Below are 13,421 nucleotides of genomic sequence, written 5' to 3' on the forward strand. Positions count from 1 at the left end.
TGTGCGTGTTGGCGCTCCCGGCGGTGGGGTGCGAGAAGACCACCGCCGGCAACGCCATCGGTGGGACCGCCTCGTCGACGACCTCGACCACGCGGTTGTCCGACCCCGCCGAGCCGGTGCCCGGCGTCGAAACCACGCTGCCCGACCACATTCCACCCAACGCGCTGGTCTGCTTCCCGCCGCCGCCCGCCAGCGGCTCCATGACCAAGGCCTCGGTGGCGGACCCGGTGGCGCCCGTGCTCACGGTCGCGTTGCCGGACGGCTGGAGCTCGGCACCGGGCAGCGGTGACGTCGCGCTGACGTCGACCGGCCCCGATGGCATGTCGCTGCGCGTCAGCATCACCCGCACGGACCTAGAGCCCGGCGGGGCGTTTCTGCGCTACGCCACCGACTTGCGAACGGCGAAGCCGACAGTGAAGGTCACCGTCACCGCGGCCCAGTTCTGCGGCTACAGCAGCCAGCTGCTCAGCGGCACCGACAGCGGGCCTGCTGCAACCGAATTCGCCGACCGCATCACCCACGTCTGGACGAACACCCAGGCGTACCTGGTGGTCGTTCACCTGGAGGGGCCCGGCAAAGCGCCCGGATTCGACGCGGCCAAAGCCACGGTCATGCAGCAATTCGCCGTCATTATCCCCTGAAAAACCGTTGTCCCTGCGCTAGCATCTGGCGCGTGATGCCAAAATGACCGCCGGGACCCCGGCGCCTCCCGCGCCGCCGGCGCCGACCGGCTCCCGGGGCCGGCAAATCGCGATAGCTTTCGGCATTGTCGTGGCCGTCATCGTCATCTACGTCCTGTCGCTGATCGCCGTTCATCTGTTGGCAAAGTCGGCACCCCCGTTGCCCCCGGTGGACTTCAGCAAGCTCGAGGCCGAGGACAGCGTGGTGCAGGTGCACCTCGAGAAGCTGGACACCGTCGCCAATCGCTTGACGGTGAATGTGCTTGTCTACCCCAAGGATTCGCTGTACGACAAGAACTTCGGCGTGCTGACGACGGACGCGGCCGTGCGGCTGTACCCGGAGAACGATCTGGGCGACCTGCAGTACCCGGTAGGAAAGGCGCCGGCGCAAGTCAGCACCGGGCTGGTGGCCCACGGCGACCCCGGCAACTGGCCGTTCGACTCCTACAAGACGGAAGTCATCGCGGCCGACGTGTTCACCGGCACCGGCCAGAACCGCGAAAAGGCGCCCGCCCGCGTGGAAGTGACCGGAAAGCTGGACGGCTGGGACGCGACCGTGACCCGGGTCCACGACCCCGAGGACGCCAACCCCGACATTCAGGACAACGTGATCATCACGTTGCACAGGGCCAAGGGCCCGCTGATCTTCGACCTGGGCATCTGCCTGGTGCTCATCGCCCTGCCCGTGCTGGCGTTGTGGGTGGCCATCCCGGTGGCGCTGGGCAGGACGTCGTTCCTGCCGCCCATGACGACGTGGTACGGCGCGATGCTGTTCGCCATCGTCCCGCTGCGCAACATCTTGCCGGGGAGCCCACCGTACGGGTCGTGGATCGACCAGGCCGTCGTGCTCTGGGTCCTGATCGGTCTGGTCAGCGCGATGGCCCTCTTCCTGTACGGCTGGTGGCGGCAACGCGACCGCAGGCGTGGGCACAAGGCTTAGCCGCTACTCCGAATTCGTCAGTCCCGCAGCGCTGATCGAGTCGACGGCGCTCGAGACCCGCGACTGGAAGTCCGGCGAGAGCGGGATGTAGCCGTTGCGGGCGAGGTCGACCTGGCCGGGACCGATCGCGGCCTGCAGGAAGGCCTTGACCGCCTTGGCCGTTTCGGGGTCCGCGTATTTGGAGCAGACGATCTCGTAGGTGGCCAACACGATCGGGTACACGTCGGGCTGGGCGGGGTTGTAGAACGACGAGATGTCGAGCACCAGGTCGTTGCCGCTGCCGATGATCTTGGCGCCGGTGATGGTCTTGCCGACGGTGTCGGTGCCGATGCGCACCGGCCGCAGCGACCTGCGGCTCGCCGGGGTCTTGATCTCGGCGGCGTAAAGCCCTTGCTGCAGAGCGAAAGACAGCTCGTTGTAACTGATCGCGCCCTCGGTGGACTTCACCAGCGCCGCGGTGCCGTTGTTGCCCGCTGCGCCGGTGCCGACGCCGCCGTTGAACGCCTTGCCCGCGCCCTTGTTCCAGGCCCCGCCGGAGGCGGCCTGCAGGTAGGACTGGAAGTTGTCCGTCGTCCCCGACGCGTCGCTGCGGTAGACGACCCGGATGTCTTCGGCCGGCATGGACGCGTTGAGCGCGGTGAGGGCCGGGTCGTCCCAGCGGGTGATGGTGCCGTCGAAGATCTTGGCGATCGTCGACGCGTCGAGCACCAACGAGTCGACCGAGCCGAGGTTGTAGGTGATGGCAAGCGGCCCGAATACCACGGGCAGGTTCCAGGCGTCGGCGCCGCCGCAGCGTTGCTTGGCCGCGGCGTATTGGTTTCCGGCCAGCGGCGTGTCCGACCCGCCGAAATCCGTTTTGCCGGCGAGGAAGTCGCTGATCCCCGCGCCCGATCCGTTAGCGGTGTAATTGAGGGTCTGGCCGGCGCACACCTTGCCGTATGCCGCGACGAACTTCGTCATGGCGTTGGCCTGTGCGGTCGAGCCGCTGGCCGTCAGGGCCTGCTTGCCGCCGCAGTCCACCTTGGCGCCGGCGGCATACGCCAGGGTGGGGTGGGGGTCGGTGCTGCATGCCGAGACCGCGACGGTCGCCGCGGCGAGCAGGCCGATGGCGATCGCCGGTGGGGTGCGCTTCACGTTGCTTGGCTCCTGGGGACTGCGGGTTCGCGCAGACGGTGTACGTGCCACCCGGCGGCGACGGCGAGCGCTGGGGCGCTGGCCCCGTTTCGACACACGTCGAGACTTACCGCGACCGCGCCTGCCAAGCAAACAAACATCGGGTGAACTGACATGGACGCCGGCGTGCGTGCCGGGCCGACGAATCGCGCCAGCGGCGATTCGCTATCCAGCGGCCTCCCGCCGGCTATGTTGCGGCAACCTACCTGATAGCTCGCATATTGCTCTTCTGGCGCGCGAACGCAAAGAGTTCGCTACCATCCGTCTCGTGCCGCCCAAGCGGGCGCACCGGTCGATCCCGATGGAGGCTGAAGATGACCCACACGGCGCCGCAACAACAGCCCACCCCGCCAACGCCTCCGCCTGCCGCTACAGCGACGGCGCCACCCGAGACTCCGCCGAAAAAGCCCAGGCGACGCCTCTTCATCGGGCTCGCTGCCCTGCTCGGCTTCGTAGTGGTCTATTCGCTGACGCTGTTCGGCTTCCACCTGCTGGCCCGGTCGGGGGAGCCGCTCAAGCCGCCGGACTTGAACGCGACGAGCGACACCATCGTGTTGGTCCGGCTCGAGAAGCTGGACACCGTCGCCAATCGCCTGACGGTGAAAGTGCTTGTCATTCCGGAAGACTCGATGTTCGACAAACGCCTTGACGTGCTGAAGACCGACACCGCGGTCCGCATGGATCCGCCCAACGACCTGGGTGACCTGCAATACCCGGCGGGCAAGTCGCCGGCGCAGGTCGCCACCACGATCGAGGCGCACGGGGACCCCAACAACTGGCCGTTCGACTCCTACCGCACCGACACGCTCTCCGCCGACGTCCTCGTCGGGCAGGGCGACGCGCGCCAATACATCCCGGCCCGCGTCGAGGTCACCGGGGCGCTGGACGGGTGGGACGTGAGCGTCCAGCGCGTCGGCGAAGCCAGCCAGGAGTCGGAACGGCCGGACAACGTGGTGATCACGCTGCACCGGGCCAAGGGGCCGCTGATCTTCGACCTCGGCATCTGCCTGGTCCTGTTCGCCCTGCCGGCACTGGCCTTCGCGGTGGCCATCCAAATCGCTTTGGGCAAGCGCAAGTTCGTGCCGCCGTTCGTGACGTGGTTCGCCGCGATGCTGTTCGCCGTCATACCGATCCGCAACTTCCTTCCCGGTTCGCCACCGCCCGGGGCGTGGATCGACCAGGCGCTGGTGATCTGGGTGCTGCTCGCGCTGGTCGGCGCGATGGGGTTGTACATGTTGACGTGGTACCGGCAGTCCGACTGAGGTGCTCGTACCCTGAACGGGTGCTCACCGAGCTGGTCGATCTACCGGGCGGATCGTTCCGCATGGGGTCGACCAGCTTCTACCCCGAAGAGGCGCCGATCCACACCGTGACCGTTGCCGCCTTCGCGATGGAGCGGCACCCGGTGACCAACGCGCAGTTCGCCGAATTCGTTTCCGACACAGGCTATCTGACGGTCGCAGAGCAGCCGATCGACCCGGCGCTGTACCCGGGTGCCGATCCGGCGGACCTGTGTCCGGGCGCCATGGTCTTTGCGCCCACGCCGGGCCCGGTCGACCTGCGGGACTGGCGGCAATGGTGGCGCTGGGTCCCGGGTGCGAGCTGGCGACACCCGTTCGGCCCGGACAGCGATCTCACCGGTCGGGCCGATCACCCGGTGGTGCAGGTGGCCTACCCCGACGCGGCCGCCTACGCGCGCTGGGCCGGCCGGCGGTTGCCCACCGAGGCCGAGTGGGAGTACGCGGCCCGCGGCGGGAGCGCCGCGACGTACGCGTGGGGGGACGAGCCGAATCCCGACGGGCGGTTGATGGCCAACACCTGGCAGGGCCGGTTCCCGTATCGCAACGACGGAGCGCTCGGCTGGGTGGGCACCTCGCCGGTTGGGACGTTTCCCCCCAACGGATTCGGTCTGCTGGACATGATCGGCAATGTTTGGGAGTGGACCGCCACCGAGTTCGCCGCGCACCACCGCCTCGACGGGCCGCCGAAGGCCTGTTGCGCCCCGGTGGGTCCCGCGGATCCGACCGTCAGCCAGACGCTGAAGGGTGGCTCGCACCTGTGTGCGCCGGAGTACTGCCATCGGTATCGCCCGGCCGCCCGGTCTCCGCAATCTCAGGACACCGCGACCACCCACATCGGGTTTCGCTGCGTCGCACAGCAAACCGGGTCCGCGCCCGGGGGCGTCTCGCGAAGTCGAAGCGACTAGCGGGTTACCGTCGCATGACCGGGGGGTGACGGGGCTTTGGTCGGGGCGCGGGGCCTTCGCGAGTTCGCTAGCATCTGACCACGTGTGGCCCTCGACGCGTCCCGAATCTGCACCGGCTTCCCGATGACCGCCGAGGCCCCCGCCGCGCCCGCGCCGCCGCCCCCGTCGGACTCCCCGCCGCCGTCCGCGCCGCCGTCCGGCAAACACATGGCGAAGCGGCCGCGCATCGTGATCGGGGTGGCCGTCCTGGCGGTTGTCGTGACGGCCTACATGCTGTCCCTGTTCGGGGTCCACTGGCTCGAGCGGTCGGAGGGCCCGCTCCCGCCGCTGGACCTCAGCCAGGGCGGCGGCGACGCGACCATCGTGCAACTGCAGGTCGAGGAGCTCAAGCCGGTCGCGAAGCACCTCGCGGTGAATGTGCTTGTCTATCCGGGGATTTCGGCGTACGACAACCGATTCGACGTGCTGGGCACCGACGTCGCCGTGCGCCTGTACCCCACCAGCGACCTGGGGGACCTGCATTACCCGAGGGGCAAGGCGCCGGCGCAGCTCAGCACGACGGTCGTTGCGCACGGCGACCCCGGTAACTGGCCGTTCGACTCCTATAAGACCGAGCCGATCTCCGCCGACGCGTTCGTCGGGTCGGGGGACAACCTGAAAAAGGTGCCCGCGCGGGTCGAGGTGACCGGGGAGCTGGACGGCTGGGACATCACGGTCAACCGCGTCCACGACCCCGGGGCGCTGCCGACGCAGCGCGGCACCGACAACGGCAACGTCGTCATCACGCTGAAGAGGGCCAAGGGCCCGCTGATCTTCGACCTGGGCATCTGCCTGGTGCTGATCAGCCTGCCCACCCTGGCGCTGCTGGTGGCCATCCCGATGGCGTTGGGCCGGAGGAAGTTCTTGCCGCCGTTCGCGACCTGGTACGCCGCGAACCTGTTCGCCATCGTCCCGCTGCGCAACATCCTGCCCGGCGCTCCGCCGCCCGGTTCGTGGATCGACCAGGCGATCGTGCAGTGGGTGTTGATCGCGCTCGTGACGGCGATGAGCCTGTACATCTTCGCCTGGGTCCGGCAGGGGGATTAGCCGGGCCGCTTTTGTCGGAGCCCCGTGGCATACTCGAACACATGTTCGATTCGAAGGTGTCGCCCGAGGTGATCGCGCGCCTCGACGAGCACTTCGAGCGGCGGTATCAATCGAAGACGGCCGAATCGTCCGGGTTCCTCGCCACCGCGCGAGAATGCGCCCGGAGCGAGAATCGGGCGGCGGCCGGGCAGTTGGCGGCGATCGGGAACCTGTTCGCCTACCGGTTGTCCCGGGGCGGGGAGTGTGCGGACTGGGCGGTGGACACCGAGGCGGCGGTGGCCGCCGAGGTGGCCGCGGAGCTGCGGATCGGCCTGGGGTTGGCGGCCAGCCGGGTGCGCTACGCCCGCGCGTTGCGCGAGCGGCTGCCCAGGTTCGCCGAGGTCTTCGCCGCCGGGGACATCGATTTCCGGATGGTGCAAACCATGGTGTACCGGACCGATCTGATCACCGACCCCAACGTGATGGCCCGCGTGGACGAGCAGTTGGCCGCCCGGGTGGCGCGCTGGCCGTCGATGACCCCGGCGCGCCTGGGCGCCCAGGTGGACAAGATCGTCGCGAGAGCCGACGCCGATGCGGTGCGCCGGCGTCGCGAGCGCGCCGCGGGGCGCGAGGTGTGGATCGGCGAGATGGGGGACGGGCTGGCCCGCCTCGAGGGCGTGCTGTTAAGCCCGGACGCCCACGCCCTGGACGCGCGGCTGTCCGCGTTGGCGGCCAGCGTGTGCGGCGACGATCCCCGCACGCGTGAGCAGCGCCGCGCCGACGCGCTGGCGGCGCTGGCCGCCGGGGCCGACCGGCTGGGATGCCGGTGCGGGCGACCGGATTGTGCCGCCGGCGCCCGGGCGCCGGCCGGGCCGGTGGTGATCCATGTGATCGCCGAGCAGGCCACCCTCGACGGCCACGGCGCGGCGCCGGCCTGCGAACTGCGGGCGGACGGGCTGATCCCGCCGGAGTTGATCGCCGAGCTGGCCGCCTCGGCCAAGCTGGTGCCGCTGGTCCATCCCGGGGATGCGCCGCCCGAGCCCGGTTATGTGCCCTCGCAGGCACTGGCCGATTTCGTGCGCTGCCGGGATCTGACCTGCCGCTGGCCGGGCTGTGATTGCCCGGCGGTGGCCTGCGACATCGACCACACCGTTCCCCACGCCGCCGGTGGGCCCACCCACGCGAGCAACCTCAAGTGCTACTGCCGCGCGCATCATTTGGTGAAGACGTTTTGGGGCTGGCGCGAAAAGCAGCTGCCCGACGGCACCCTGATCCTGACCTCCCCGGCCGGGCGCACCTACGTCACCACACCGGGCAGCGCGCTGTTGTTCCCCAGCCTGTGCGCGGCCACCGGGGCGATCGCGGCTCCCGAAGCCGACCCGCCGCAGGACTACTGCGCCGAACGCGCCGCGATGATGCCCCGTCGACGCCGCACCCGCGGCCAGGACCGCGCCTACCGGGTCGCCACCGAGCGCAGATTCAACCGCGACGACCGGATGGCCCGAAACGCCGCGGCCCCCAGCTACTTCGGACCCGCCCCACCACCCGAACCCGACGACGACCCAGCACCTTTCTAACTCGAGGCGACGACAAATAGGCGCCACTCGCCGGGCACACCCTTGAGTTCATGCGCGCCCCGGTCATCGAACTGCAGGCCTGATCCGATCACCAGGTCGCGCAGGGTGCTGGACACCAGCACCTCGTTCGGTCCCGCCAGGGCACTCACCCGCGCGCCGATATGCACGGCGATTCCGCCGATGTCGTCACCGCGGACCTCGCACTCGCCGGTGTGCAGCCCGGCGCGTACCTCAATGCCCAACGCTTGCAACGCGTCACGGATCGCCATGGCGCAGCGGATCGCTCGCTGAGGACCGTCGAACATTGCCAGAAAACCGTCGCCCGATGTGTTGACCTCGCGACCCCGAAACCGAGAAAGCTGCGATCTCACGACGGCGTCGTGCGCATCAAGCAGCGCATGCCAGTCACGGTCACCCATCTCTGCCGCGCGGCGCGTCGAATCCACAATGTCGGTGAACAGCACAGTCGCGAGAACCCGGTCGTCCGGCACCTCGGGCTGTTCTCCCGTAAGGAATTCGGCGATCTCCTGGAACGAATCCCGCCACGGTTCCACCCAGTGGTACAAGTTGCGCCCCGGCAGCTCAACGTATTTCGCATCGGATATGTGATCAGCGACGTACTTGCCCCACGCGGGCGGGACCATCACGTCGTCGGCGTGCTGGAGCACGAGAGTTGGCACGCGGATGGTCGGGAGCACCGCCCGCACGTCTACCTCGGTCAATAGAGGCATTAAGAGAGCGTAGGTTCGTGGGCTCGCGGCAAGCCGGTCATGTCGCGCAACCGCGGCGCTGATCTCCTCGTTCCATGGCATGTCGGGATTGATCGAAAGCCAGTATTCACCCCTTCCCCACATGGCTGTCAGGGCAGCGCGGATTTCGTCGGAATCGATGCCATCAGTCCGTTCAGCAACCGGATTGGCGAAGCCCTCCAGCACCACGAGCGCGGTGGTCCGAGCCGGATATGTTGCAGCGAATGCGCGCCCGGCGCTAACGCGCCAGGCCCGGTGAGGAGCACTGCTTCACGGCTTTCGAGATCGTCGAGCACCGCAGTGATGCTGTCAGCCCATTGCTCCAGGGTCGGTAGCGCGGCCGGCTCGACAGGGTCGGACACTCCGCTGCCCGGCTGGTCGAAGAAGATCACTCGACCCAGCGATGTCATCGCCTCGACCCAGCCTCGAACAGCCGGTAGCTCCGGAAATACCTCACAGTTTGTGAACCAGTTCGGGACGAACACGATGTCGCGCTCACCCTCTGGGGACGCCCTATAGGCGACGCGCAAATCCCCGTTCATCGCATACCGCGTCACCGAGAACACGGCGGAAGTTTAAGCCGGGCAGCAGGCAGTCGCGTATCGCGAGTGTTTTTGCTTCTCACGAGCGCCCGTCGAAGTGTTCTTCAGCCAGCCGGTGCCATCATTTGCCGAAGAGTTTTGGGGCCGGCGACGCTCGTCAGGCACCGCAGAAGCGGCTGGAGCCATACTTGCCGCACCAGATGTCACCTGCGTTCGCGTCGCTCAGTTCGGCGTCATTGTGGGCTAAGTGGAGGACGGTGACCCCGTCTGGGGCCACAACGAGCTCGGCTTTCCACGCGGTCTGCTCGTTGAGGGTGCCGTCCATTCCGTCGCCCCAGGTACCGATGCGCTGGTCCAACCTGATCGCGAGACCCACGCCGTCGCCCTGTGTCCACCGTATGGTCCACTTCTCGCCGTCGCGGGCGCTGGACCCGAGCAGGATCGTCCCGGTGCCGTCGGGCGCGATCGTCATCATGCTTTCGTGCCTCTGCCAGTGTCCGACGTAGTCGCCGCGCGCCGTTTGCATCGGCGTGTTGTCCGCCGGATCGGCGTTGGCGACCGCGGCACCCGTAAGGAATGCGGTGGCTGCTGAGGTGAGGGCCACGATCGAGCGGACAGCAATGTTCGGCATGGCGAATGTTCCTTCTGCTGTATTTGGTCGCACCAAGGACGCTACGACAATTCGATCTGCACTAGACGAGTAATTCGATCAGCCAACCTGGTAAGACTCCCGTGACACCACGAAGAAGTGCCCGGTGCCGGAGTCGGTACACCTCATGCCTGCGCTCTCGCTATCGCAGGTGATCGTGCCGGCAGTGCGCGATTGACCGTAGTCGAGCGTCGGCGAGCCATCGGGAAACTGGTGATCTGAATGCCAGACACCCGCGACGGGTGCACTGCCTGCGCCGAGGACGAAGACGTTACCCCGCCGGACGCTGATCCGACCTCCCCGGCCGGGCGCACCTACGTCACCACCCCGGGCGGCGCGCTGCTGTTCCCCAGCCTGTGCGCGGCCACCGAAGCCGGCTGAGGGGCGGTCGTGATTCAGCAGCCGACCGGGCCGCCGCCCGCGGGGCAGGTGATCACGGTGGGTGTGCAGCTCACCGAAGTCGTCGAGACGGCGAACGCGAGCAGCAGCGCGAACAGAACCTTCTTCCCCCTGGTCATGGGCGAAATCTTAACGCCCGGCCGGGATTTCCCGCGGCGGTTTCCGCACAGACACAGGATGATTGCTCCATGTCCGCGTCGCTGCCCCCGCTGGCCGGCGAAGATTACGTCTGCGCCGATTGTGGGCTGAGCTATTCCGACATCCCGCCCGACGAAGCGGTCGGCGTCATCGCCGCCCTGCCGGAGCGGGTGCGCGCGGCCGTGTCCGCGATCCCGCCCGCGGTGCGACGTGTGCGGCCCGGCACCGGCGTGTGGTCGGTCGCCGAGTACCTCTGCCACCTGCGCGACGTCTACGTCAGCTTCACCATCCGGCTGCACCGCGTCCGTACCGAGGACCGGCCCGCGTGGGAGCCGATGCTCAACGACCTGCGGGCCCGCCGCTTCCGCTACAACGACTGCGACATCGACGCCACGCTGGGCGAGCTGGCGGCCGCCGCGGCGGGATTTCGCGACGAAATCGCGCGCATTGCGGACGACGGCTGGGACCGCACCGGGACCCGGCTACCGGGGGAGCGGCGCACCGCCCGCTGGCTGGTCCGCCAGGCGATGCACGAGGGCGTGCATCACCTCGCCGATATCCGGAGAATCGGGGAAACGGCTCGCTGAAGCCGCCTCGCGGCCAGGTCGCTCCCGCTTCGGTCGCGAATTTGGCTCTGAGCTGGTCGTCCCCTAGACTCTAGGGGTTGCCTTGGGCAGACCTCGGCCGGTGCGAATCGGCCCCGCGTGCCCTTCGGTGACAAAGACCGCGCATGTCAGGTTTTTTGGTGGGCTGTGGCTTGCCTCCTGCCGTGCACACGCAACCAGGTCAGGAGATCGAGTGATTCAGCAGGAATCGCGGCTGAAGGTCGCCGATAACACCGGCGCCAAGGAGATCTTGTGCATCCGGGTGCTCGGCGGTTCGTCGCGACGCTACGCCGGCATCGGTGACGTCATCGTCGCCACCGTCAAGGACGCCATACCCGGCGGCAACGTCAAGCGCGGGGACGTCGTCAAGGCCGTGGTGGTGCGCACGGTCAAGGAGCGCCGCCGCCCGGACGGCAGCTACATCAAGTTCGACGAGAACGCCGCGGTGATCATCAAGCCGGACAACGACCCGCGCGGCACGCGCATTTTCGGCCCCGTCGGCCGCGAGCTGCGCGAGAAGCGGTTCATGAAGATCATCTCGCTCGCCCCGGAGGTTTTGTAAATGAAGGTCCGCAAGGGCGACACCGTGTTGGTCATCGCCGGCAAGGACAAGGGTGCCAAGGGCAAGGTGCTGCAGGCCTACCCCGACCGCAACCGCGTGCTGGTCGAAGGCGTCAACCGGATCAAGAAGCACACCGCGATCTCGACCAACCAGCGCGGGGCGCAGTCGGGCGGAATCGTCACGCAGGAAGCCCCGATCCACGTCTCCAACGTGATGGTGGTCGACTCCGACGGCAAGCCCGCTCGCATCGGCTACCGCGTCGACGAGGAGACCGGCAAGCGGGTCCGCATCTCCAAGCGCAACGGCAAGGACATCTGAGGCCATGACCACAGCAGAAAAAGTGCAGCCGCGCCTGAAAGAGCGCTACCGCAACGAGATTCGCGATTCGCTGCAGCAGCAGTTCGGCTACGCCAACGTCATGCAGATCCCGACGGTGACCAAGGTCGTCGTCAACATGGGTGTCGGCGACGCGGCACGCGACGCGAAACTGATCAACGGCGCGGTCAACGACCTGAGCCTGATAACCGGGCAGCGCCCCGAGATTCGTCGCGCGCGCAAGTCGATCGCGCAGTTCAAACTGCGTGAGGGCATGCCGATCGGCGCGCGGGTCACCCTGCGCGGCGACCGGATGTGGGAGTTCCTGGACCGCCTCACCTCGATCGCGCTGCCGCGTATCCGCGACTTCCGCGGCCTGTCGCCCAAGCAGTTCGACGGTGTCGGCAACTACACCTTCGGCCTGGCCGAGCAGTCGGTGTTCCACGAGATCGACGTGGACAAGATCGACCGGGTTCGCGGCATGGACATCAACGTCGTCACCTCGGCGACGACCGACGACGAAGGACGAGCGCTGTTGCGGGCCCTCGGCTTTCCCTTCAAGGAGAACTGAGCAGATGGCGAAGAAGGCACTGGTCAACAAGGCCGCACGCAAACCGAAGTTCGCGGTGCGCGGCTACACGCGCTGCAACAAGTGCGGCCGGCCGCGCGCGGTCTTCCGCAAGTTCGGCCTGTGCAGGATCTGCCTGCGCGAGATGGCGCACGCGGGCGAACTGCCCGGCGTGCAAAAGAGCAGCTGGTAATCCAGGACCCCAAGACCAACCCAGAACAGGCGCGCGACAGGCCCGGACCGGGAACCACCGCGAGGAAGGTACCAACGCTGTCATGACGATGACGGACCCGATCGCAGACTTCTTGACACGTCTGCGCAACGCCAATTCGGCGTATCACGACGAGGTGACGTTGCCGCACTCGAAGATCAAGGCCAACATCGCCCAGATCCTCAAGGCCGAGGGCTACATCACCGACTACCGGACGGAAGACGCCCGGGTCGGCAAGTCGCTGGTCGTCCAGCTCAAGTACGGCCCCAGCCGGGAGCGCAGCATCGCCGGGTTGCGGCGGGTGTCCAAGCCCGGCCTGCGGGTGTATGCGAAATCCACCAACCTGCCGCGCGTGCTCGGCGGCCTGGGCGTGGCGATCATCTCGACCTCCTCGGGCCTGTTGACCGATCGTCAGGCAGCCAGACAGGGCGTGGGCGGCGAAGTCCTCGCGTACGTGTGGTGAGGGGATAGACATGTCGCGCATTGGTAAGCAGCCGGTTCCGGTTCCCGCCGGAGTCGACGTAACGATCGAGGGCCAGCAGGTCTCGGTGAAGGGGCCCAAGGGCAGCCTTAATCTGACGGTCGCCGAACCGATCACGGTGGCGCGCAACGAGGACGGCGCGATCGTGGTCACCCGTCCCAACGACGAGCGGCGCAACCGCTCGCTGCACGGGCTGTCGCGCACCCTGGTGTCCAACCTGGTCACCGGCGTGACCGAGGGCTACACCACCAAGATGGAGATCTTCGGCGTCGGTTACCGCGTGCAGCTCAAGGGCGCCAACCTCGAGTTCGCGCTGGGTTACAGCCACCCCGTGGTCATCGAGGCGCCCGAGGGCATCACGTTCGCGGTCCAGTCGCCGACGAAGTTCTCGATCACCGGTATCGACAAGCAGAAGGTCGGCCAGATCTCGGCGAACATCCGCCGCCTGCGCCGTCCCGACCCGTACAAGGGCAAGGGCGTGCGCTACGAGGGCGAGCAGATCCGCCGCAAGGTCGGAAAGACAGGTAAGTAGTCATGGCGCAAAAACAAGCTGACACCGCC

General features: G+C 67.8%; 17 protein-coding genes and 1 pseudogene. 14 read left to right on the forward strand and 4 right to left on the reverse strand.

Annotated elements, in window-relative coordinates; genetic code table 11:
- The first annotated feature begins 5 nt into the window (after positions 1 to 5).
- Positions 6 to 641, forward strand: a complete 636-nt coding sequence (locus tag WU80_RS26020) for a hypothetical protein (RefSeq protein WP_231633707.1) — start codon at positions 6 to 8, stop codon at positions 639 to 641.
- A gap of 43 nt (positions 642 to 684) precedes the next feature.
- Positions 685 to 1,620, forward strand: a complete 936-nt coding sequence (locus tag WU80_RS01245; RefSeq protein ID WP_055401863.1) for a DUF4436 domain-containing protein — start codon at positions 685 to 687, stop codon at positions 1,618 to 1,620.
- Positions 1,621 to 1,623: 3 nt separating this feature from the next.
- On the opposite strand, the gene pstS is transcribed toward WU80_RS01245, so the two are convergent.
- Positions 1,624 to 2,754, reverse strand: coding sequence for a phosphate ABC transporter substrate-binding protein PstS (gene pstS, locus WU80_RS01250; protein ID WP_055401861.1), 1,131 nt, complete (start codon positions 2,752 to 2,754; stop codon positions 1,624 to 1,626).
- Positions 2,755 to 3,107: 353 nt separating this feature from the next.
- Here pstS and WU80_RS01255 point away from each other — a divergent pair, with 353 nt between their 5' ends.
- The 4 genes from WU80_RS01255 to WU80_RS01270 all read left to right on the forward strand — a co-directional run bounded on the left by WU80_RS01255 (position 3,108) and on the right by WU80_RS01270 (position 7,641).
- Entirely contained in the window at positions 3,108 to 4,055 is a 948-nt protein-coding gene (locus WU80_RS01255) for a DUF4436 domain-containing protein (protein ID WP_055401859.1), read from the forward strand.
- A 20-nt stretch (positions 4,056 to 4,075) separates the two neighbouring features.
- Positions 4,076 to 4,999, forward strand: coding sequence for a formylglycine-generating enzyme family protein (locus WU80_RS01260; RefSeq protein WP_055401857.1), 924 nt, complete (start codon positions 4,076 to 4,078; stop codon positions 4,997 to 4,999).
- A 207-nt stretch (positions 5,000 to 5,206) separates the two neighbouring features.
- Complete coding sequence (locus WU80_RS01265) at positions 5,207 to 6,085, forward strand: DUF4436 domain-containing protein (protein ID WP_055401929.1); 879 nt, start codon at positions 5,207 to 5,209, stop codon at positions 6,083 to 6,085.
- A 41-nt stretch (positions 6,086 to 6,126) separates the two neighbouring features.
- Positions 6,127 to 7,641, forward strand: a complete 1,515-nt coding sequence (locus WU80_RS01270) for an HNH endonuclease signature motif containing protein (RefSeq protein ID WP_055401855.1) — start codon at positions 6,127 to 6,129, stop codon at positions 7,639 to 7,641.
- Here WU80_RS01270 and WU80_RS01275 read toward each other — a convergent pair.
- Positions 7,638 to 8,956, reverse strand: a pseudogene (locus WU80_RS01275) (adenylate/guanylate cyclase domain-containing protein). The gene WU80_RS01270 and the pseudogene WU80_RS01275 sit on opposite strands and share 4 nt — an antisense overlap.
- Before the next feature lie 133 nt (positions 8,957 to 9,089).
- Positions 9,090 to 9,563, reverse strand: a complete 474-nt coding sequence (locus WU80_RS01280; RefSeq protein WP_055401852.1) for a hypothetical protein — start codon at positions 9,561 to 9,563, stop codon at positions 9,090 to 9,092.
- 240 nt (positions 9,564 to 9,803) lie between these two features.
- Between WU80_RS01280 and WU80_RS26025 the strand changes: the two genes are divergently transcribed.
- Positions 9,804 to 9,962 carry a hypothetical protein gene (locus WU80_RS26025; protein ID WP_156669466.1) on the forward strand — a complete coding sequence of 53 codons (159 nt, stop codon included), beginning with the start codon at positions 9,804 to 9,806 and terminating at the stop codon, positions 9,960 to 9,962.
- 14 nt (positions 9,963 to 9,976) lie between these two features.
- Here the strand turns inward: WU80_RS26025 and WU80_RS26530 are convergent, their stop codons facing one another.
- Complete coding sequence (locus WU80_RS26530; protein ID WP_255353587.1) at positions 9,977 to 10,099, reverse strand: hypothetical protein; 123 nt, start codon at positions 10,097 to 10,099, stop codon at positions 9,977 to 9,979.
- A 69-nt stretch (positions 10,100 to 10,168) separates the two neighbouring features.
- Between WU80_RS26530 and WU80_RS01285 the strand changes: the two genes are divergently transcribed.
- From WU80_RS01285 to rplF, 7 genes are all read left to right on the forward strand, one after another.
- Positions 10,169 to 10,705 (forward strand): DinB family protein, encoded by a 537-nt coding sequence (locus tag WU80_RS01285; protein WP_055401850.1) that lies wholly within the window; start codon positions 10,169 to 10,171, stop codon positions 10,703 to 10,705.
- Positions 10,706 to 10,916: 211 nt separating this feature from the next.
- Positions 10,917 to 11,285 (forward strand): 50S ribosomal protein L14, encoded by a 369-nt coding sequence (rplN, locus tag WU80_RS01290; RefSeq protein WP_003403649.1) that lies wholly within the window; start codon positions 10,917 to 10,919, stop codon positions 11,283 to 11,285.
- Positions 11,286 to 11,603 carry a 50S ribosomal protein L24 gene (rplX, locus tag WU80_RS01295; protein ID WP_055401849.1) on the forward strand — a complete coding sequence of 106 codons (318 nt, stop codon included), beginning with the start codon at positions 11,286 to 11,288 and terminating at the stop codon, positions 11,601 to 11,603.
- A 4-nt stretch (positions 11,604 to 11,607) separates the two neighbouring features.
- Positions 11,608 to 12,171, forward strand: a complete 564-nt coding sequence (gene rplE / locus WU80_RS01300; protein ID WP_055401847.1) for a 50S ribosomal protein L5 — start codon at positions 11,608 to 11,610, stop codon at positions 12,169 to 12,171.
- 4 nt (positions 12,172 to 12,175) lie between these two features.
- The gene (locus tag WU80_RS01305) at positions 12,176 to 12,361 is read left to right on the forward strand and encodes a type Z 30S ribosomal protein S14 (RefSeq protein ID WP_003873499.1); all 186 of its coding nucleotides are present in this window, start codon (positions 12,176 to 12,178) and stop codon (positions 12,359 to 12,361) included.
- An 82-nt stretch (positions 12,362 to 12,443) separates the two neighbouring features.
- The gene (gene rpsH / locus WU80_RS01310; RefSeq protein WP_055401845.1) at positions 12,444 to 12,842 is read left to right on the forward strand and encodes a 30S ribosomal protein S8; all 399 of its coding nucleotides are present in this window, start codon (positions 12,444 to 12,446) and stop codon (positions 12,840 to 12,842) included.
- Between the two features lie 10 nt (positions 12,843 to 12,852).
- Positions 12,853 to 13,392, forward strand: a complete 540-nt coding sequence (rplF, locus tag WU80_RS01315; RefSeq protein ID WP_055401841.1) for a 50S ribosomal protein L6 — start codon at positions 12,853 to 12,855, stop codon at positions 13,390 to 13,392.
- Positions 13,393 to 13,421: the final 29 nt, after the last annotated feature.

The sequence above is a fragment of the Mycobacterium sp. UM_11 genome, from assembly GCF_001414075.1.
In the GTDB taxonomy this organism is placed as follows: domain Bacteria; phylum Actinomycetota; class Actinomycetes; order Mycobacteriales; family Mycobacteriaceae; genus Mycobacterium.

Bases quoted from the DNA above. Each gene is read 5' to 3' on its own strand.
- WU80_RS01285 (WP_055401850.1), top strand. From the start codon at position 10,169: ATGTCCGCGTCGCTGCCCCCGCTGGCCGGCGAAGATTACGTCTGCGCC.
- WU80_RS01280 (WP_055401852.1), bottom strand. From the start codon at position 9,563: ATGCCGAACATTGCTGTCCGCTCGATCGTGGCCCTCACCTCAGCAGCC.
- rplF (WP_055401841.1), top strand. From the start codon at position 12,853: ATGTCGCGCATTGGTAAGCAGCCGGTTCCGGTTCCCGCCGGAGTCGAC.
- WU80_RS01265 (WP_055401929.1), top strand. From the start codon at position 5,207: ATGGCGAAGCGGCCGCGCATCGTGATCGGGGTGGCCGTCCTGGCGGTT.
- rplX (WP_055401849.1), top strand. From the start codon at position 11,286: ATGAAGGTCCGCAAGGGCGACACCGTGTTGGTCATCGCCGGCAAGGAC.
- rpsH (WP_055401845.1), top strand. From the start codon at position 12,444: ATGACGATGACGGACCCGATCGCAGACTTCTTGACACGTCTGCGCAAC.
- rplE (WP_055401847.1), top strand. From the start codon at position 11,608: ATGACCACAGCAGAAAAAGTGCAGCCGCGCCTGAAAGAGCGCTACCGC.
- WU80_RS01270 (WP_055401855.1), top strand. From the start codon at position 6,127: ATGTTCGATTCGAAGGTGTCGCCCGAGGTGATCGCGCGCCTCGACGAG.
- WU80_RS01255 (WP_055401859.1), top strand. From the start codon at position 3,108: ATGACCCACACGGCGCCGCAACAACAGCCCACCCCGCCAACGCCTCCG.
- WU80_RS26025 (WP_156669466.1), top strand. From the start codon at position 9,804: ATGCCAGACACCCGCGACGGGTGCACTGCCTGCGCCGAGGACGAAGAC.
- WU80_RS26530 (WP_255353587.1), bottom strand. From the start codon at position 10,099: ATGACCAGGGGGAAGAAGGTTCTGTTCGCGCTGCTGCTCGCGTTCGCC.
- WU80_RS01245 (WP_055401863.1), top strand. From the start codon at position 685: ATGACCGCCGGGACCCCGGCGCCTCCCGCGCCGCCGGCGCCGACCGGC.
- WU80_RS01305 (WP_003873499.1), top strand. From the start codon at position 12,176: ATGGCGAAGAAGGCACTGGTCAACAAGGCCGCACGCAAACCGAAGTTC.